Here is a 16,696-nt window from a genome sequence, read left to right as displayed (position 1 = left end):
GCCCCTGCACCTCGGTGCAGGGGCGGTCCACGTCCGGGGGCCGGTTCAGAGTCGGGAGGCGGCGTCCTGGTCGAGGAACCAGACGGTCTCCTCGAGGCCGTGCGCACCCCGTGCGGGCGTCTGCTCGACCGAGCCGTCCGGTGCGAGGGCGCGGGCCACGGCGTCGGCCTTGCCGTCACCCGAGACGAGGAACCACGTGGCGCGGGTGTGGTTCAGCGCCGGGAACGTCAGGCTGATCCGCTCCGGAGGAGGCTTGGGGGAGTCGAAGACCTCGACGCAGCGTCGGTCCTGCTCGTGCACCTGCGCGAAGCCGGGGAACAGCGAGGCGACGTGCCCGTCGGGTCCGACGCCGAGCAGCACGACGTCGAACGGCTCCTCGGGCAGGGACGCGCCGTAGCCGTCCGCCGCCTCGGCCATCGACGTCGAGCAGCCGTGGGCGGGCATCGGTCGGACGTGGGCCGCGGGGACGCCGAGGCGCTCGAGGAAGCTGTCGCGAGCCTGCCGGTCGTTGCGGTCCTCGTGCCCCTCCGGCACGAAGCGCTCGTCGCCGAACCAGAACACGACGTCGGCCCAGTCGGCCGCGTCGGCGGCGAGCCGCTCGTAGATCGCGATGGCGATCGTGCCGCCGGTGAGCACGACGTGCGGGGTGCGCCCCTCCGCCTGGACGCCTGCGACGCGTTCGGCGAGGGCGGCTGCCACCGCCGCGGCGAGGGCGTCGGCGTCGGTGTGCGGGAGGATCCGGGCCGCGGGGGAGGACGTGTCGGGCATCAGGACTCCAGCAGGTGGGTGAGGGTCTCGTGGTAGATGTCGTCGGCGTCGAGGCGGCGCAGGTCCTCGGCCAGCAGCTCCGCGAGGGTGCGCGGCCCGAGCGGCACGTGGCGCGGCGCGGCGCCCGGGATCGAGAACAGGCAGGTCTCGGAGTCGATCCGCTCGATGGTCACGTCGCCGGCGTCGGTCTCCAGGACCACGCGGGCGATCTGCTCGCCCTCGCTGCGCCGCTCGGTGATCGGCACCCGCAGGCGCGACTGCAGCCAGGCGGTGAGCAGGCGGGCGGCGGGGTTGCCCGACCCCGCCTCGACGACGCCACGGTGCACGGTGCCCGTCGCCTGGTCGAGGGCGGCGGCCAGCAGGGCACGCCAGGGCGTCAGACGCGTCCACGACAGGTCCGTGTCGCCCGGGCTGTAGTGCCGTGCCGTCGTCTTCAGCGTCCGCACGGGCGAGTCCGACGCCTCCGCGTCGGTGAGCCGGCGCTGCGCGAGCCGGCCGATGGGGTCCTCGGCCGGGTTCGTGGGCGGCTTGCCCGGCCACCAGACCACGACGGGGGAGTCGGGCAGCAGCAGCGGGAGCACGACCGACTCGGCGTGCTTGGTGAGCGGTCCGGAGAGCCGCAGCAGGATGGACTCACCGGCGGCGTTCTCGCCCACGCGCACCGTGGCGTCGACCCGCGGGTGGCCGCGTCCGTCGCCCAGCACGATGCCGATGACGCGCGACGGGTGCTCGCGCGACAGTGCCGCTGCCGTGCGCAGCGACTCGCCGACCGTCTCGTCGTCGGTGACGACGAGCGCCGTGAGCACCATGTCCATGGCGGGGCTGCCGGAGTCGACGCGGGCGCGGACGAGGGCCCGCGCGATCTGGGGCGACGTCGTGTTCTCGAGGTTGATCTGCATCAGGGACGCCTCCAGGTGCGGCCGTCGCGCTCCATCATGGCGTCGGCGCTGGGCGGCCCCCAGGTCCCCGACGTGTACGTGTCGATGGTCTTCTCCCGCTGCCAGTGCGCGATGACGGGGTCGAGGATCTTCCAGGACAGCTCGACCTCCTCCTGCTGCGGGAAGAGCGGCGGGTCGCCCAGGAGCACGTCGAGGATGAGCCGCTCGTAGGCCTCGGGGCTGCTCTCGACGAACGCGCCGCCGTAGGCGAAGTCCATGAGGACGTCGCGGATCTCCATCGTCGTGCCCGGGACCTTCGCGCCGAAGCGCAGCGTGACGCCCTCGTCGGGCTGGATCCGCATGACCAGCGCGTTGCGGCCGAGCTCCTCGATGTCGTTCTTGCTGAACGGCTGGTGCGGTGCCGCCTTGAAGACGACGGCCACCTCGGTGACGCGCCGGCCGAGCCGCTTGCCCGTGCGCAGGTAGAACGGCACGCCCGCCCAGCGACGCGTCGCGATGTCGACCTTGATGGCCGCGTACGTCTCCGTGCGGGAGCCCTCCGGGATGCCCTGCTCCTCCAGGTAGCCGACCACGTGCTCGCCGCCGGCCCAGCCGGCGGTGTACTGCGCCTGGGCCGTGTGCTGGGCCATGGGGGTGGCGGGTCGGGCGTTCGCCAGGATCTTCTGCTTCTCCAGACGCAGGCTCTCCGCGTTGAACGAGACGGGCTCCTCCATCGCGATGAGCGCCATGAGCTGCAGCAGGTGGTTCTGGATCACGTCGCGTGCGGCGCCGATGCCGTCGTAGTAGCCGGCCCGCGTGCCGATGCCGATGTCCTCGGCCATGGTGATCTGGACGTGGTCGACGTAGTGGCTGTTCCACAGCGGCTCGAACATGCCGTTCGCGAAGCGCAGCGCCAGGATGTTCTGCACCGTCTCCTTGCCGAGGTAGTGGTCGATGCGGAAGACGCTCTCGCGCGGGAAGACCTCCGAGACGAGCGTGTTCAGCTCCCGCGCGGAGGCGAGGTCGTGCCCGAACGGCTTCTCGATGACGACCCGACGCCAGCCGCCGGACTGGTCGGCGAGACCGTGCTCCTTGATCTTGCCGACCACCACGGGGAACAGGCCCGGCGGGATCGACAGGTAGAAGGCGTGGTTGCCGCCGGTGCCCTGCTGCTCGTCGAGCTCGGCCATCGTCGCGGCCAGCTGCAGCCATGCGGCGTCGTCGTCGAAGGTCCCCGGCACGAACCGGATGCCGGCCTCCAGCTGCGTCCACACCGTCTCGCGCCACGGCGTGCGGGCACCGGCCTGCGCGGCGGCCTTCAGCATCTCCGAGAACGACTGGTCGCCGAAGTCGTGCCGGGCGAAGCCGACGAGCGCGAAGCCCGGCGGGAGCAGGCCGCGGTTGGCCAGGTCGTAGATCGCCGGGATCAGCTTCTTGCGCGCCAGGTCGCCCGTCACGCCGAACATGACCACGCTGCACGGGCCCGCGATCCGCGGCAGGCGCCGGTCGCGGACGTCGCGCAGCGGGTTGCTCTGCATCGCCACGGCTCAGCCCAGCAGGTCGCGCAGCGTGGCGGCCGCGGCCTGCGGGTCGGACAGGTGCAGGCGCAGGACCGGGCGTCCGTGGTCGCGCAGCACCTGCGCGTCGCCGGCGGCCTGCGAGGCGATGAACTCCCCGAACGTGAAGTCGCGACCGGGGACCGCCAGGTCCTCGTGGGGGTCGCTCGTCAGCTGGAGGAACACGCCCGTCGCCGGGCCGCCCTTGTGGTACTGGCCCGTCGAGTGCAGGAACCGCGGGCCCCACCCGAAGGTGACCGGCCGCCCGGTGCGACGTGCGAGCTGCTCGCGCAGACCCGCGTAGGCGCTGAGGTCCCAGCGGTCCAGGTACGCCTGCACGGCGAGGTAGCCGTGCTCGTCGTCGACCTGCGCGAGGAGCTGCTCCACCGCGTCGGCGAGGCTCGAGGCGTCGGTGCCGAACGCGGAGACCGGACCCTCGACCAGGTCGGCACCGGGCTCGTCGTCCCCGCCGCCGCTGAGCTTGTCGCGGGCGGCCTGCTTGGCGCTCTCGACATCGGGCTGGTCGAACGGGTTGATGCCGATGAGGGCGCCCGCGACGCTCACGGCCACCTCCCAGAGCAGCATCTGCGCACCGAGGCCGCCCGTGACGCCCGCGGACCATCCGGACGTGCTCGACGGCGCGTCGGAGGAGCCGGAGACGGCCAGGAAGGAGTCGGGGGTGCTCGGGTCGACGTTCACGGCGTGGGGGCTCTCCACGACGACGGGAAGGATGCCGTGACCGATCTTCCCGGTCGACTCGGCGACGAGCTGCTCGATCCAGTCGCCCACGCCCCAGGCGCCGGCGGTGCCGGCGTCGTGGTCGAGGAGCACGAGCTTGTCGACGGCGGAGCGGTTGGCGACGCCGAGCGCGGCGCCCAGGCGCAGGGCCGGGTTGGCGGCGTCGTCGGCGAACAGCGCGGCCGTCGCGTCGGCAGCCTCGTCGAGCAGCCCGCCGATGTCGGCACCCGCCAGGCCGCTGGGCACGAGCCCGAACGCCGTCAGCGCGGAGTAGCGGCCGCCGACCTCGGGGTCGGCGTGGAACACGCGGTACCCGGCCGCGGTGGCCTGCTCGTCGAGCGGCGAGCCGGGGTCGGTGACGACCACGAGGTGGTCGGCGGGGGTGAGCCCCGCCTCGGTGAACGCGTGCTCGTACGCGCGACGCTGGCTGTCGGTCTCGACGGTGCCGCCGGACTTGCTCGACACGACGACGACCGTGCGCTCGAGGCGGTCGGCGATCGCCGACCGCACCATGTCGGGCTGGGAGGAGTCGAGCACGGTCAGCTCGACGCCGGCGGCGGCGCAGATGACCTCGGGGGCCAGTGACGAGCCGCCCATGCCGCAGAGCACGACGTGGTCGAGACCGCGGCCGTGCAGCTGTGCGCGTAGCTCCTCGACCTCGGCGACCAGCGGCCGGGACGACTCCGCGAGGGTGGTCCAGGACAGACGCTTGGCCGCCTCGGACTCCGCGTCGGGACCCCACAGGGTGGCGTCGTGGGCGTGCAGCCGCGAGGCGAAGCGGTCGGCGACGAGCTCCGCGAGCGCGGCGTCGAGGGCGGCCTGGTCGGCGACGGTGAGCGTGACGTCCGGTGCCGCCATGGCTCAGGCCTTCTCGAGCTCGGAGCGGACGCTGTCGAGCAGCTCGGACCAGGAGGCGTCGAACTTCTCGAGGCCCTCCTTCTCGAGCTGGGCGACCACCTCGTCGTAGCCGATGCCCTGGGCCTCGAGGTCGGCGATGACCTGGCGGGCCTCGTCGTAGCGTCCGGTGACCCGGTCGCCCTTGACCTCGCCGTGGTCGGCGAACGCCTGCAGCGTCTTCTCCGGCATCGTGTTGACGGTGTCGGCGACGACGAGCTCGGTCACGTACAGCGTGTCGGGGTAGGCCGGGTCCTTGACGCCGGTGGACGCCCACAGCGGTCGCTGGGCGTGGGCGCCGCGCTCGCGCAGCGGACCGAAGCGCTCGGAGCCGAAGACCTCCTCGAAGGCCTCGTAGGCGAGCCGGGCGTTCGCGAGGGCGGCCTTGCCGCGCAGGGGGTCGCCCTCCTCGAGCCGGCCGTCGACCTCGCTGTCGACCCGGCTGACGAAGAAGGAGGCCACCGAGTGGATGGCCGAGAGGTCACGACCGGCCTCGGCCGCGCGCTCGAGACCCTCCAGGTAGGCGTCCATGACCGCGCGGTAGCGCTGCAGCGAGAAGATCAGCGTCACGTTGACGCTGATGCCCTCGGCGATGGCGTCCGCGATGGCCGGGAGCCCCTCGACGGTGGCGGGGATCTTGATCAGCAGGTTCGGCCGGTCGACGGTCTCCCACAGGCGCTTCGCGATGGTGGTGGTGCGCTCGGTGTCGCGCGCGGCACCCGGGTCGACCTCGATCGAGACGCGGCCGTCGACCCCGTCGGTGCGGTCGTAGACGGGCCGCAGCACGTCGCACGCCTCGCGCACGTCGGTGGTGGTGAGGGCGAAGACCGTCTCGTCGACGTCGGCGCCCGCCGCCTTCAGCTCGGCCACCTGGGCCGCGTAGCGGTCTCCGTCGGACAGGGCCGACGCGAAGATCGTCGGGTTGGTGGTGACGCCGACGACGCCGCCCTCGGTCACGAGCTCGGCGAGGTTGCCGGACTCGATGCGCTCACGGGACAGGTCGTCCAGCCAGATGGAGACCCCGGCGTCGGCCAGGGCCTGCAGTCGCTCGTTCATGGTGCTCCTCCTGCCGCCGTCCGGCGGCGTGATGGTCGGGGTGGGACCCGCGCCGGCGGCGCAGGCCCCGTTGCTGTGTGCGCTCAGTGCTGGTCGGGCAGGACCGGACCGGTCGGGCGCGCGTGGAACGGTGCCTCCGCGGCTCCGACCGCGTCGATCGAGGCGCGAGCGGCGTCGGCGACGGCGCGGGGGGTGATGCCGAACTCCTGGTAGAGACGCTGGAAGTCCGCCGAGGCGCCGAAGTGCTCGATCCCCACGACCCGGCCGGCGTCGCCGACCACGTCGCGCCAGCCGAACGACACGCCGGCCTCGACGACGACGCGGGCACGGACGGACGGCGGGATCACACTGTCGCGGTACCCGCTGTCCTGCTGCTCGAACCACTCACGCGACGGCATCGAGACGACGCGGGCCGCGACGCCGTCGGCGGCGAGCGCCTCACGGGCCTGGACCGCGATCTCCACCTCGCTGCCGGTCGCGACGAGGACGACGTCGGGGGTGACGTCCTGTCCGTCGCGGCGGGCCTCGAGCAGCACGTAGGCGCCCTTGGCCGTGTCGGCGGCGTCGCCCCAGGTCTCGCCGTCGACGTCGCCGCGCGGGTAGGTGCGCAGGTTCTGCCGGCTCAGGGCCAGCGCGACGGGGCGGTCGTGGATGCCGAGCAGCGTCTGCCAGGCGGCGACCGTCTCGTTCGCGTCGGCAGGTCGCACGACGTCGAGGCCGGGGATGGCGCGCAGCGCAGCGAGGTGCTCGATGGGCTGGTGCGTGGGGCCGTCCTCGCCCAGACCGATCGAGTCGTGGGTCCAGACGTAGGTGACGGGGAGCTGCTGCAGCGCGGCGAGCCGGACCGCGGGGCGCATGTAGTCGCTGAACACGAGGAACGTGCCGCCGTAAGGACGGGTCGGACCGTGCAGCGCGATGCCGTTGAGGATGGCGCCCATGGCGTGCTCGCGGATGCCGAAGTGCAGCACGCGGCCGTACCAGTCGCCCTGGAACTTCTTGGTCGACCACTCGGGCGGGATGAACGACGGCTCGCCCTTGGGCGTCGTGTTGTTCGACCCGGCGAGGTCGGCGGAGCCGCCCCACAGCTCGGGCAGGACGGGCGCGAGCGCCGAGAGCACCTCGCCCGAGGCGGCGCGCGTGGCGACGCCCTTGTCGCTGGCCTCGAATGTCGGCAGCGCGTCGGTCCAGCCGGCGGGCAGCTCGTGCGCCTGGAGCCGGTCGAGCAGGGCCGAGCGCTCGGGCTGCGCGGACCGCCAGGCGTCGAAGGTCTCCTGCCAGGCGGCGTGCGCCTCGGCGCCACGCTCGCGGGCCGCGTGCGTGTGCGCGATGACCTCGTCGGCGACCGCGAACGTCTGCTCGGGGTCGAAGCCGAGGAGCTCCTTGGTGGCCGCGATCTCGTCGGCGCCCAGCGCCGATCCGTGGGAGGCGCCGGTGTTCTGCGCCGACGGTGCGGGCCAGGCGATGATCGAGCGCAGCACGATGAGGCTCGGCTTGTCGGTGACCTGCTCGGCGGCCTGGTAGGCGTCCCACAGCGCGGGGACGTCCTCGCGGTACTCGCCGCCGCCGTGCGTCCAGTCGACCGTCTGCACGTGCCAGCCGTACGCCTCGTAGCGGGCCGCGACGTCCTCGGTGAAGGCGACGTCGGTGTTGTCCTCGATCGAGATCTTGTTGTCGTCGTAGAGGACCGTCAGGTTGCCGAGCTTCTGGTGCCCGGCGAGCGAGGACGCCTCGGCCGACACGCCCTCCTGCACGTCGCCGTCGGAGCAGATCACGTAGACGTGGTGGTCGAAGGGGCTCTCGCCCGCGCCGGCCTCGGGGTCGAGGATGCCGCGCTCCCGACGGGCGGCCATGGCCATGCCGACGCCGTTGGCGATGCCCTGGCCGAGCGGTCCGGTGGTGACCTCGACGCCCGGGGTGTGCCCGTGCTCCGGGTGGCCGGGGGTCTGGCTGCCCCACGTGCGCAGGCTCTTGAGGTCCTCGAGGGTCATCGGGTAGCCGGCCAGGTACAGCTGGACGTACTGGGTCAGGCTCGAGTGGCCGCACGACAGCACGAACCGGTCGCGGCCGATCCACGACGGGTCGCTCGGGTCGTGGCGCATGAGCTTCTGGTAGAGGAGGTAGGCCGCCGGAGCGAGGCTCATGGCGGTGCCGGGGTGGCCGTTGCCGACCTTCTCGACGGCGTCGGCAGCGAGCAGGCGCGCGGTGTCGACCGCCTTGGCGTCGAGCTCGGTCCAGTCCAGGGTTGCTGAGGTGCTGGTCACGGTGCTGGTCGCTCCTGGGTCGTGGGGGAAATTCTGGGGGAGGGACGTGGTGGAGCCCTCGGTTCGACCCTATCGCCGAGCGTCTAGACTCTGCCAGGTGAGTGCACTTCGGTCGAGCAGCCGCAACGACCCCTCGTCGACGCCGGCGGAGGGCGGTGCCGCGGACACCCGGGTGGTGACGTCCAGCCAGGTCCGTCGCAGCGGTCCGGTCGACGTGCTCAACGCCTACGTCGCGCTGATGAAGCCGCGCATCATCGAGCTGCTGCTGCTCACGACGGTGCCGGTCATGTTCCTCGCCGCACGCGACGTGCCGTCGTTCTGGCTGATCGTCGCCACCGTCGTCGGAGGGACGTTGTCGGCGGGCAGCGCCAACGCGCTCAACTGCGTGTTCGACGCCGACATCGACCAGAAGATGCGTCGTACGTCCCGTCGTCCGCTCCCGCGCCACGGTGTCTCCACCGCGGGGGCGCTCTGGTTCGGGCTGGCCCTCGGTGTCGTCTCGACCCTCTGGCTCGGTCTGCTGGTCAACTGGCTCTCGGCCGGGCTCGCGCTCGCCGCGAACGTCTTCTACGTCGTCGGCTACACGATGCTGCTGAAGCGGCGGACGCCGCAGAACATCGTCTGGGGCGGGGCGGCCGGCTGCTTCCCGGCGCTCATCGGCTGGACCGCCGTCACGAACGAGCTCGCCTGGCCGCCCGTCGTGCTCTTCCTCGTCGTCTTCTTCTGGACGCCGCCGCACTTCTGGTCCCTGGGCCTGCGCTACCGCGACGACTACTCCGCCGCGGGCGTGCCCATGCTGCCGTCGGTGGCCAGTGCCGCCACGGTGTCGCGCCAGATCGTCCTCTACTCGTGGGTCATGGTCGCCACGTCGCTCGCCCTCTGGCCGGTCGCCGGCATGGGCTGGTTCTACACCGGCGTCGCGATCCTTCTCGGCATCGTGTTCCTGGTCGAGGCCTACGACCTGCGCTCGCGGGCGAAGGACACCGAGGAGCTGTCGGTCATCAAGCCGATGCGGCTCTTCCACTTCTCCAACGCCTACCTCGCGCTGCTCTTCGTCGCCGCGGCGGTCGACCCGTTCCTGCGATGATCCCGTCGTCCTGGGAGCCGTACTACCGCGACGACGACGGCGAGCTGGTCGGTTACCTGTCGGCCGAGCCGGCAGGGCTCGTGCCGCGGACCCTGCTCGGGACGCCGCTCGACGAGCCGCTCGAGCGGCTCGGTGCCGAGCAGGTCCTCGAGGGAGCCGGGCTGTCCTACCTCGCCGATCCCTGGGTCTTGACGCTCGACGACGGCTCGCAGCGACGCGTCGTCCTCGTGGAGGTCGACGCCGAACGTGCCGTGGTGGCCGGTGCCGACTTCGCCCAGGTGGTCGGTGCACCGCGCGACGTCGGCGACCAGGTCGAGGTGCCGTTGCCGACCGAACGTCTCCGTCGAGCATGACCGGATCCCGCGGCCTGCACGTGGAGCGGCTGCTGCCCGATGACTGGGCCCGCTTCCGGCAGGTGCGCCAGCAGGCGCTGCGCAGCGACCCTGACACGTTCGCCGCGTCGGCGCACCGTTGGCTCAGCGACCTCGACGTCGAGGCACGGTGGCGCGAGCGTCTCGAGGCCGTGGCCACTTACGTGGCCTCCCTCGACGGGACCGACGTCGGCACCGCGGGCGTGAGCGGGGAGCACGAGCTGCTCGGCATGTGGGTCGCGCCTGCCGCGCGGGGCACCGGCGTGGCGGCCCGCCTCGTCGACGCCGTGGCTCGGGACGTCCCTGCGGGCACCCCGCTGCACCTGCGCGTGATGGCCGGCAACGACGTCGGCGTGCGCTTCTACACGCGTTGCGGCTTCGTCCTCACCGACCCGGAGCCCGACGCCGAGGGCTGCCTCACCATGACCCGCCCCCGCTGACCGTGACGATGTGGCCCCGGATCGCTCCAGATCGGGGCCACATCGTCACGGTCAGTGCTGGAGCTGCGGCTCGCGGACGCGGGTGCGCGTGAGCACGACGAGTCGGGTGCCGACGGACACCAGCACGGCGGCGCCCACGAGGTGCACGGCGACCAGCGCGATCGGCAGGTCCGTGAAGTACTGCACGAAGCCGATGACACCCTGTGCCAGCTCGGCGACGAGCAGCAGCATGGCGGCACGGACGGCGAGCGGGCTGGTGCCGACCCGACGCAGCACGACGACGGTCGCGAGCGTCAGGGCGACGAGGACGTAGACGCCCCAGGCGTGCACGTGGCTCCACAGGCGGGGGTCGAGCCCGTTGCGCGGTGCGTCGACGTCCCCGGCGTGCGGACCGCTCCCCGTGACCACCGTGCCGAGGTAGACGACGATCCAGAGGGTCGCGTAGGTGGCGAGCACGAGCCGTCGCGCGAGCACCGGCACGTCGTCGGCGACGTCACCGCGCACGCGCAGCAGCAGCCACGTGGAGCCGGCGACCAGGAACAGCGAGAGCACGAGGTGGAGCGCGACGATCCACGGGTTGAGGTCGGTGAGCACCGTGATGCCGCCGATGACGCCCTGGAACGGGATGCCGACCGCCAGCACGACCGCGAGGCGGCGCAGCCCCCGGCCCTCGGACCAGCGCCACACCGCGACGACCGTGCCGATCGCGATGGCGATGAGCACGTAGGTGAGCAGCCGGTTGCCGAACTCGATCAGGCCGTGCAGGCCGAGGGCACGGTGCGGCACGAACGACTCGTCGGTGCAGCGCGGCCAGGTGGGACAGCCGAGCCCCGAGGCGGTCAGGCGGACCAGCCCGCCGGTCAGGATGATGACGGTGTTCGCGACCAGGCTGGCCCACGCCCAGCGCTCGACGACGTCGCGGGTGGGGGTCCGGAGACCGAGCGTCATTCCCATCGGAACGTCCTTGCGGTCAGCGCGGTGCCGACGGCCGCCCAGGCCGCGAGCACCACGAGAGGGAGCAGGTCGACGGTGCCGGCGTCGAACGCCGTCCGCAGGCCCTCGCCGAGCGCACCGGACGGCAGCAGCTGCAGCACGCCCTGGGCGCCGTCAGGGTAGCGCGACAGGGGCACGATGAGTCCGCCGCCGACCAGGAGGAGCACGTACACCAGGTTCGCGACGGCGAGCGTGGCCTCGGCGCGCAGCGTCCCGGCGATGAGCAGCCCGAGCGAGCCGAACGCGGCGGTGCCGAGCACGGCGAGGACCACGAGCCACAGCCACGGCGCGACCCCGGCGTCGGGGGACCAGCCGAGGGCGAGCGCGACCGACGCGAGCAGCACCAGCTGCACCACCTCGACCACGACCACCGCGGCCGTCTTGCCGACGAGCAGGCCCCAGCGCGGCAGTGGCGAGGCGCCCAGCCGCTTGAGCACCCCGTAGCGGCGCTCGAAGCCGGTGGCGATCGCCAGCGACGTGAACGACGTGGAGAGCACGGCGAGTCCCAGCACGCCGGGCGTCACGATGTCGATCGGTCGGCCGCTGCCGAGGTCGACGACCTCGCCCGAGCGGGTGCCTGCCACGAGGAGCAGGAGCGGGACGACGAGCGTGATGAGGAGCTGCTCGCCGTTGCGGGCGAGCAGGCGCAGCTCCATGCGGGCCTGCGCGGCGAGCATCGCGGGGGTGCCGGCCGCGCCAGGACGCGGCGAGAGGTCGAGGCTCATCGCAGGGCCCGTCCGGTGAGGTCGAGGAACCGGTCCTCGAGCGTCTGCTTCTCCACGAGCACCGACTCCGCGAGGACGCCCTGGCCGGCGAACCAGGCGGTCAGCGTGGCCAGGAGGCCGGGGTCGACCGTGCCGACGACGACGTACTGCCCGGCCGCCACCTCGCGCACCTTGGTGTCGAGAGGCAGCGCGGTCATGAGCGCCTCGACGTCGAGCCCGGGCCGGGCGGCGAACCGGACGGTGTTCTCGGCACCGGAGCGCACGAGGTCGGCGGGTGAGCCGCTGGCGATGACGCGTCCGGCGTCGACGATGTGCACGACGTCGCTGAGCGTCTCGGCCTCGTCCATGAAGTGTGTCGTGAGCACCACGGTGACGCCGCTGGCGCGCAGCTCGTCGAGCAGGTCCCACGTCGCGCGACGCGCCTGCGGATCGAGTCCGGCGGTCGGCTCGTCGAGGAAGACCAGCTCGGGACGGCCCACGACGGCCATCGCCAGGCCGAGCCGCTGCTGCTGGCCGCCGGACAGGCGACGGTAGGCGGTGCGGCCGCACGACCCGAGACCCAGGCGCTCGACGAGGGCGTCCACGTCGAGGGGGTGGGCGTGCAGCGACGCCACGTGGCGCAGCATCTCGTGGGCCCGCACGCCGGACCACGCGCCACCGGCCTGCAGCATCACGCCCACGCGGGGTCGCAGGGCGGCCGCGTCGCGCACCGGGTCGAGGCCGAGCACGCGGACCGTGCCCGACGTCGCGCGACGGAAGCCCTCGCAGGTCTCGACGGTGCTGGTCTTGCCGGCACCGTTCGGCCCGAGGACCGACGTCACCGTGCCGGTGCCGACCGTGAGGGTGAGCCCGTCGACCGCGGTGACGTCGCCGTAGCGGACGACGAGGTCGTGGATCTCGACGGCGGCGCCGACGGTGCCGTCGACGGGAGGGTGCTTCACCCCGTCAGTCTAGAGATCGTCGCTCGGCACGTGGTCCGGGGCACCGTAGCCTGGTGCGATGGACCTGCCCGTGATGCCGCCGCTGCAGCCCATGCTCGCGAAGTCGGTGAAGGGCGTGCCGGCTGCCGACGCCGTGGACGGTGGCTACCTGTTCGAGCCGAAGTGGGACGGGTTCCGGGCCGTCGTGTTCCGCGACGGCGACGAGGTGGAGATCGCGAGCCGGTCCACCAAGCCCCTGACCCGCTACTTCCCCGACGTCGTAGCGGCGGTGCTCGCCCAGCTGCCGCAGCGGTGCGTCGTGGACGGCGAGATCGTCACGGTGGTCGGCGACCGGCTCGACTTCGACACGCTGTCGCAGCGCATCCACCCGGCGGCCTCACGGGTGTCGCTGCTGGCCGAGGAGACACCCGCGAGCCTGGTCGTGTTCGACCTGCTGGCGCTCGGCGACACGTCCTACCTGGACGCGCCGCTGCACGCGCGGCGGGCCGCGCTCGAGGAGGCGCTCCGCGACGTCGCGGCACCGGTCCACCTCACCCGCACGACACGGGAGAGTGCCGAGGCCGAGCGGTGGTTCGAGCAGTTCGAGGGTGCCGGGCTCGACGGGGTCGTCGCGAAGCGGCTCGACGCCCCGTACACGCCGAACGGCCGCACCATGCTGAAGGTCAAGCACGCCCGCACGGCCGACGTCGTGGTGGCCGGCTACCGGCTGCACAAGACGTCGACGCCCGAGCAGCCGCTGCTCGGGTCGATGCTGCTCGGGCTGTACACCGACGACGGACGCCTCCAGCACGTCGGCGTGTGCGCCTCGTTCACCGCGACGCGCCGGGCCGAGCTGGCCGCGGAGCTCGAGCCCCTCCGGGCCGAGCTGTCGGAGCACCCGTGGGGCGCCTGGCAGACCGCGCAGGCCCACGCGGACGGTCGGCTGCCCGGTGGGCAGAGCCGCTGGACGGGCACGAAGGACCTCTCGTTCGTGCCGCTGAGGCCGGAGCGGGTGGTCGAGGTCGGCTACGAGCACATGGAGGGCCGGGGTGAGGAGGGCCGGTTCCGCCACACCGCGCAGTTCACGCGCTGGCGTCCGGACCGTGAGCCGACGTCGTGCACCTACGCGCAGCTCGAGGAGGTCGTGTCCTACGACCTCGGTGACGTGCTCGCCTAGTCCCGCGGACCCTCGCCGAGCCGACGCAGCTGCTCCAGGAGCGCCTCGGACGGCACGAGCTCGTCGCCGGCGATGAGGTCGTCGCGCACCTCGGTCGGCAGCGTCTCGACACCGTCCTCGCCGAGGTGGCGCACCTCGTCGTGCAGCGCCTCCATGCGCGCGTCGAGCGCGTGGGCGGAGTCGGCGGCGTCGCAGAGGCGCTCGGCGAGGTCGTCGGGGACGGCACCGCGGTACTTGTAGTGGATCTTGTGCTCGAGGCTGGCCCAGAAGTCCATCGCGATCGTGCGGAGCTGCACCTCGACGGTGACGGGCACGGGTCCGTCCGACAGGTAGACGGGCACCTCGAGGAGGAGGTGCAGGCTGCGGTAGCCGTTGGCCTTCGGCGAGGCGATGTAGTCGCGCACGTCGAGCACGGTCAGGTCGTCCTGCGACGTGAGCAGCTCGTGCACGCGGTAGACGTCGGAGACGAAGCTGCAGGTGACGCGCACCCCGGCGATGTCGGTGATGGTCTCGCGGATCGACTCGAACGTGGGCAGCGTGCCCTTGCGGCCCATCTTCTCGGCGAGGCTGTCGGGCGACTTGAGCCGCGACGCGATGTGCTCGATGGGGTTGGTGTCGTGCATGAGCGCGAACTCGTCGCGCAGGATCGTCAGCTTGGTGACGACCTCCTCCATCGCGAACCGGTGCCGGAGCATGAAGCGGGTGAAGTCCTGCCGCAGCGCCTTGGGGTCGTCGAGGTGCAGGACCTCGTCGCCCTGCCCCAGCGCCTCCTTGCTCGTCAGCTCCACGCGGTCAGCCTACGACGGGCGGTCGACGCGTGACGGGTCGCGCGCGAGGCGGCCTTGTCTCGGCGCGGTTGTCGGTGCGGCGCCCTACGGTGGCCTCGTGGGCGTGATGGACGAGGCGGAGCAGGTGGCTCCCGGGTCGCTGGCGGCGTGGCGCGACTGGCTGCGGGGGCACCATGCCGACGCACGGGGCGTGTGGCTGGAGATGACGGCGCGCGTCGCCGAGGGCGACGACGCCCTGTCGTACGAGAACGCGGTCTGCGAGGCCCTCTGCTGGGGCTGGATCGACGGCCGGGTGCGCGGTGCGCTCGACGACCGGGGCCCCGCGATCTGGATGTCGCCGCGTCGGCGGGGGAGCGCGTGGGCGGCGTCGAACCGCGCCCGCGTCGCCCGGCTGGTCGACGAGGGTCGGATGCGTCCCGCCGGCCAGGCGGTGGTCGACGCCGCCGTGGCCGACGGGTCCTGGTCGGTCCTCGTCGGGCCCGAGCAGGGGGAGGAGCCGGACGAGCTGCGCGCCGGCCTCGACGCCGACCCCGTCGCCCGCACCTTCTGGGACGCCCTCCCGCCGAGCGCCCGCCTCTTCGCCCTCACCCAGCTGGCCACGGCCAAGCGGGAGCCGACCCGTCTGTCCCGCATCGAGAAGCTGCTCGCCCAGTGCCGCGCCGGGGAGCGGCCCGACCGCTGACGGCTCGCTGGACGTGCAGGTCCGCCGAGCGGTGAGTCCTCACCCGCCTCAGCGCCCAGACGGTGGAGAGCCCACCGCCGGGCGGGGGCATCGGTGGACCTGCAGCGCAGCAGCCGGCCCGGACCTCACCCCTGCTTGTTCCGCGTGTCCTTGCTGGGCTGCACGCGCTTCGGCTCGCCGGGCATCTTCGGGTACTCCGGGGGGTACGGCAGGTCGCCGAGGCCGCGCTCGAGGTCGGCGCGCCAGAGGTCGAGCAGCGGCTCCAGCGACTGTGGTTCGTCGTCGATGGTGGCCCAGGCGTCGCCGCGCTCGGCGAGCAGGTCGGGGACGGTCCGCAGCGTGAACGCCATGGGGTCGTCGACCTCGGCCAGCTCGTCCCACCGCAGCGGGAACGAGGCGGGCGCGCCCTGCTTGGGGCGGAGGCTGTAGGCCGACGCGATGGTGCGGTCGCGCGCGTTCTGGTTGACGTCGACGAAGATGCGGTCGCCGCGCTCCTCCTTCCACCAGGCGGTGGTGACGCGCTCGTTGCGTCGTTCGAGCTCGCGACCGAGACCGATGGCGGCGTGCCGCACGTCGGTGAAGGTCCAGCGTGGCTCGAGGCGCAGGTAGACGTGCACGCCGTTCTTCCCGCTCGTCTTCACGTACCCGCGCAGGCCGAGGTCGTCGAGGAGCTCCTTGACCGACCCGGCTTCGCGGACGGCGTCCGCAAAGCCGGTGTCGCCGTGCGGGTCGAGGTCGATGCGCAGCTCGTCGGGACGGTCGACGTCGGCCCGCCGCACCGGCCACGGGTGGAACGTGATGGTGCCCATCTGCGCGGCCCACGCGACGACGGCCACGTGGTCGGGGCACAGCTCGTCGGCGGTGCGACCGGAGGGGAAGTGCACGCGCACCGAGCGTGCCCAGTCGGGCATGCCGCGCATGAGCCGCTTCTGGTAGAACGCGTCGCCCTGGGGGCCGCGCCCGTGTGTGGCCTCGCGGGCCGTCAGCGTCATGCCGGGCTGCACGCCCTTGGGCCAGCGCTCCAGCGCGGTCGGCCGGTCGCGCAGCGCGCGTACGATGCCGTCGCCGACGGCCACGTAGTACTCGACGACGTCGAGCTTCGTGATCTCCGGCCCGTGCTCGGAGGCGGGGTAGATGACGCGGTCACCGCTGGAGACCTTCACCTCGCGCCCGCCCGCGTCGACGACCACCGACGGTGACTTCGCTGCCATGACGGCAGCCTAGGCCCGACCCGGCGGGGGTGCCGGGCCGTGGGCGGCGAACCAGCACGGGGGTGCCGGGCCGTGGGCGGCGAGAGCGGTGAGTGAGGGTTGCCTTCTTTGAACGGCCGGAATCAATAACGGCACACTGGTGTTGTGAAAA

16 protein-coding genes are annotated in these 16,696 nt (G+C 72.8%); 5 read left to right on the top strand and 11 right to left on the bottom strand.

From position 1 onward, the window contains the following. Positions 1-45: 45 nt before the first annotated feature. From pgl to tkt, 6 genes are all read right to left on the bottom strand, one after another. The gene (pgl, locus tag AC3WRM_RS12070; RefSeq protein ID WP_492248564.1) at positions 46-768 is read right to left on the bottom strand and encodes a 6-phosphogluconolactonase; all 723 of its coding nucleotides are present in this window, start codon (positions 766-768) and stop codon (positions 46-48) included. Beyond that, positions 768-1,667, bottom strand: a complete 900-nt coding sequence (locus AC3WRM_RS12065) for a glucose-6-phosphate dehydrogenase assembly protein OpcA (protein WP_492248565.1) — start codon at positions 1,665-1,667, stop codon at positions 768-770. The genes pgl and AC3WRM_RS12065 overlap by 1 nt, the downstream gene beginning before the upstream one ends. Continuing rightward, positions 1,667-3,184: a glucose-6-phosphate dehydrogenase gene (zwf, locus tag AC3WRM_RS12060; protein ID WP_492248657.1), complete on the bottom strand. Its 1,518-nt coding sequence runs from the start codon at positions 3,182-3,184 to the stop codon at positions 1,667-1,669. Before zwf ends, AC3WRM_RS12065 begins: the two co-directional genes overlap by 1 nt. 9 nt (positions 3,185-3,193) lie before the next feature. After that, entirely contained in the window at positions 3,194-4,798 is a 1,605-nt protein-coding gene (locus AC3WRM_RS12055) for a phosphoglucose isomerase-related protein (RefSeq protein WP_492248566.1), read from the bottom strand. Positions 4,799-4,801: 3 nt separating this feature from the next. Next, positions 4,802-5,890, bottom strand: coding sequence for a transaldolase (tal, locus tag AC3WRM_RS12050; RefSeq protein ID WP_492248567.1), 1,089 nt, complete (start codon positions 5,888-5,890; stop codon positions 4,802-4,804). Between the two features lie 83 nt (positions 5,891-5,973). Continuing rightward, positions 5,974-8,151, bottom strand: coding sequence for a transketolase (gene tkt / locus AC3WRM_RS12045; protein ID WP_492248568.1), 2,178 nt, complete (start codon positions 8,149-8,151; stop codon positions 5,974-5,976). Between the two features lie 97 nt (positions 8,152-8,248). On the opposite strand from tkt, the gene AC3WRM_RS12040 reads away from it, so the two are divergent. Genes AC3WRM_RS12040 through AC3WRM_RS12030 form a run of 3 tightly spaced genes read left to right on the top strand, consistent with a single transcriptional unit; the run spans position 8,249 to position 10,049 of the window. Then, positions 8,249-9,238: a heme o synthase gene (locus AC3WRM_RS12040; RefSeq protein ID WP_492248569.1), complete on the top strand. Its 990-nt coding sequence runs from the start codon at positions 8,249-8,251 to the stop codon at positions 9,236-9,238. Next, entirely contained in the window at positions 9,235-9,591 is a 357-nt protein-coding gene (locus tag AC3WRM_RS12035; protein WP_492248570.1) for a hypothetical protein, read from the top strand. The genes AC3WRM_RS12040 and AC3WRM_RS12035 overlap by 4 nt, the downstream gene beginning before the upstream one ends. After that, positions 9,588-10,049, top strand: coding sequence for a GNAT family N-acetyltransferase (locus AC3WRM_RS12030; protein WP_492248571.1), 462 nt, complete (start codon positions 9,588-9,590; stop codon positions 10,047-10,049). Before AC3WRM_RS12035 ends, AC3WRM_RS12030 begins: the two co-directional genes overlap by 4 nt. Before the next feature lie 51 nt (positions 10,050-10,100). On the opposite strand, the gene AC3WRM_RS12025 is transcribed toward AC3WRM_RS12030, so the two are convergent. The 3 genes from AC3WRM_RS12025 to AC3WRM_RS12015 are packed head-to-tail and all read right to left on the bottom strand — an operon-like array spanning position 10,101 to position 12,708. Next, positions 10,101-11,003 carry a COX15/CtaA family protein gene (locus AC3WRM_RS12025; RefSeq protein WP_492248572.1) on the bottom strand — a complete coding sequence of 301 codons (903 nt, stop codon included), beginning with the start codon at positions 11,001-11,003 and terminating at the stop codon, positions 10,101-10,103. Beyond that, entirely contained in the window at positions 10,994-11,767 is a 774-nt protein-coding gene (locus AC3WRM_RS12020; RefSeq protein ID WP_492248573.1) for an ABC transporter permease, read from the bottom strand. Before AC3WRM_RS12020 ends, AC3WRM_RS12025 begins: the two co-directional genes overlap by 10 nt. Next, a complete protein-coding gene (locus tag AC3WRM_RS12015; protein ID WP_492248574.1) occupies positions 11,764-12,708 on the bottom strand; it encodes an ABC transporter ATP-binding protein in 945 nt (314 codons plus the stop codon). Before AC3WRM_RS12015 ends, AC3WRM_RS12020 begins: the two co-directional genes overlap by 4 nt. 58 nt (positions 12,709-12,766) lie before the next feature. Between AC3WRM_RS12015 and AC3WRM_RS12010 the strand changes: the two genes are divergently transcribed. Next, entirely contained in the window at positions 12,767-13,864 is a 1,098-nt protein-coding gene (locus tag AC3WRM_RS12010; protein WP_492248575.1) for an ATP-dependent DNA ligase, read from the top strand. Here AC3WRM_RS12010 and AC3WRM_RS12005 read toward each other — a convergent pair. Further along, positions 13,861-14,652, bottom strand: a complete 792-nt coding sequence (locus tag AC3WRM_RS12005) for a GTP pyrophosphokinase (protein ID WP_492248576.1) — start codon at positions 14,650-14,652, stop codon at positions 13,861-13,863. The genes AC3WRM_RS12010 and AC3WRM_RS12005 overlap by 4 nt on opposite strands. A gap of 106 nt (positions 14,653-14,758) precedes the next feature. Between AC3WRM_RS12005 and AC3WRM_RS12000 the strand changes: the two genes are divergently transcribed. Then, positions 14,759-15,334, top strand: a complete 576-nt coding sequence (locus AC3WRM_RS12000; RefSeq protein WP_492248658.1) for a YdeI/OmpD-associated family protein — start codon at positions 14,759-14,761, stop codon at positions 15,332-15,334. A 125-nt stretch (positions 15,335-15,459) separates the two neighbouring features. Here the strand turns inward: AC3WRM_RS12000 and AC3WRM_RS11995 are convergent, their stop codons facing one another. Next, on the bottom strand, positions 15,460-16,545 hold the full coding sequence (locus tag AC3WRM_RS11995) for a DNA polymerase domain-containing protein (RefSeq protein WP_492248577.1): 1,086 nt from the start codon (positions 16,543-16,545) through the stop codon (positions 15,460-15,462). Positions 16,546-16,696: the final 151 nt, after the last annotated feature.

This window comes from Aeromicrobium sp. EU05-FHT14F07 (genome assembly GCF_058790455.1).
The sequence above is the reverse complement of the archived record's forward strand: the minus strand, read 5'-3'. Positions and strand labels throughout refer to the sequence as shown.

What these genes read in the sequence shown, in the direction of transcription:
- AC3WRM_RS12010 (WP_492248575.1), top strand. Translation starts at nt 12,767, where the DNA reads ATGGACCTGCCCGTGATGCCGCCGCTGCAGCCCATGCTCGCGAAGTCG.
- AC3WRM_RS12020 (WP_492248573.1), bottom strand. Translation starts at nt 11,767, where the DNA reads ATGAGCCTCGACCTCTCGCCGCGTCCTGGCGCGGCCGGCACCCCCGCG.
- AC3WRM_RS12065 (WP_492248565.1), bottom strand. Translation starts at nt 1,667, where the DNA reads ATGCAGATCAACCTCGAGAACACGACGTCGCCCCAGATCGCGCGGGCC.
- AC3WRM_RS12055 (WP_492248566.1), bottom strand. Translation starts at nt 4,798, where the DNA reads ATGGCGGCACCGGACGTCACGCTCACCGTCGCCGACCAGGCCGCCCTC.
- zwf (WP_492248657.1), bottom strand. Translation starts at nt 3,184, where the DNA reads ATGCAGAGCAACCCGCTGCGCGACGTCCGCGACCGGCGCCTGCCGCGG.
- AC3WRM_RS12000 (WP_492248658.1), top strand. Translation starts at nt 14,759, where the DNA reads ATGGACGAGGCGGAGCAGGTGGCTCCCGGGTCGCTGGCGGCGTGGCGC.
- tal (WP_492248567.1), bottom strand. Translation starts at nt 5,890, where the DNA reads ATGAACGAGCGACTGCAGGCCCTGGCCGACGCCGGGGTCTCCATCTGG.
- AC3WRM_RS12025 (WP_492248572.1), bottom strand. Translation starts at nt 11,003, where the DNA reads ATGGGAATGACGCTCGGTCTCCGGACCCCCACCCGCGACGTCGTCGAG.
- AC3WRM_RS11995 (WP_492248577.1), bottom strand. Translation starts at nt 16,545, where the DNA reads ATGGCAGCGAAGTCACCGTCGGTGGTCGTCGACGCGGGCGGGCGCGAG.
- AC3WRM_RS12035 (WP_492248570.1), top strand. Translation starts at nt 9,235, where the DNA reads ATGATCCCGTCGTCCTGGGAGCCGTACTACCGCGACGACGACGGCGAG.
- pgl (WP_492248564.1), bottom strand. Translation starts at nt 768, where the DNA reads ATGCCCGACACGTCCTCCCCCGCGGCCCGGATCCTCCCGCACACCGAC.
- AC3WRM_RS12030 (WP_492248571.1), top strand. Translation starts at nt 9,588, where the DNA reads ATGACCGGATCCCGCGGCCTGCACGTGGAGCGGCTGCTGCCCGATGAC.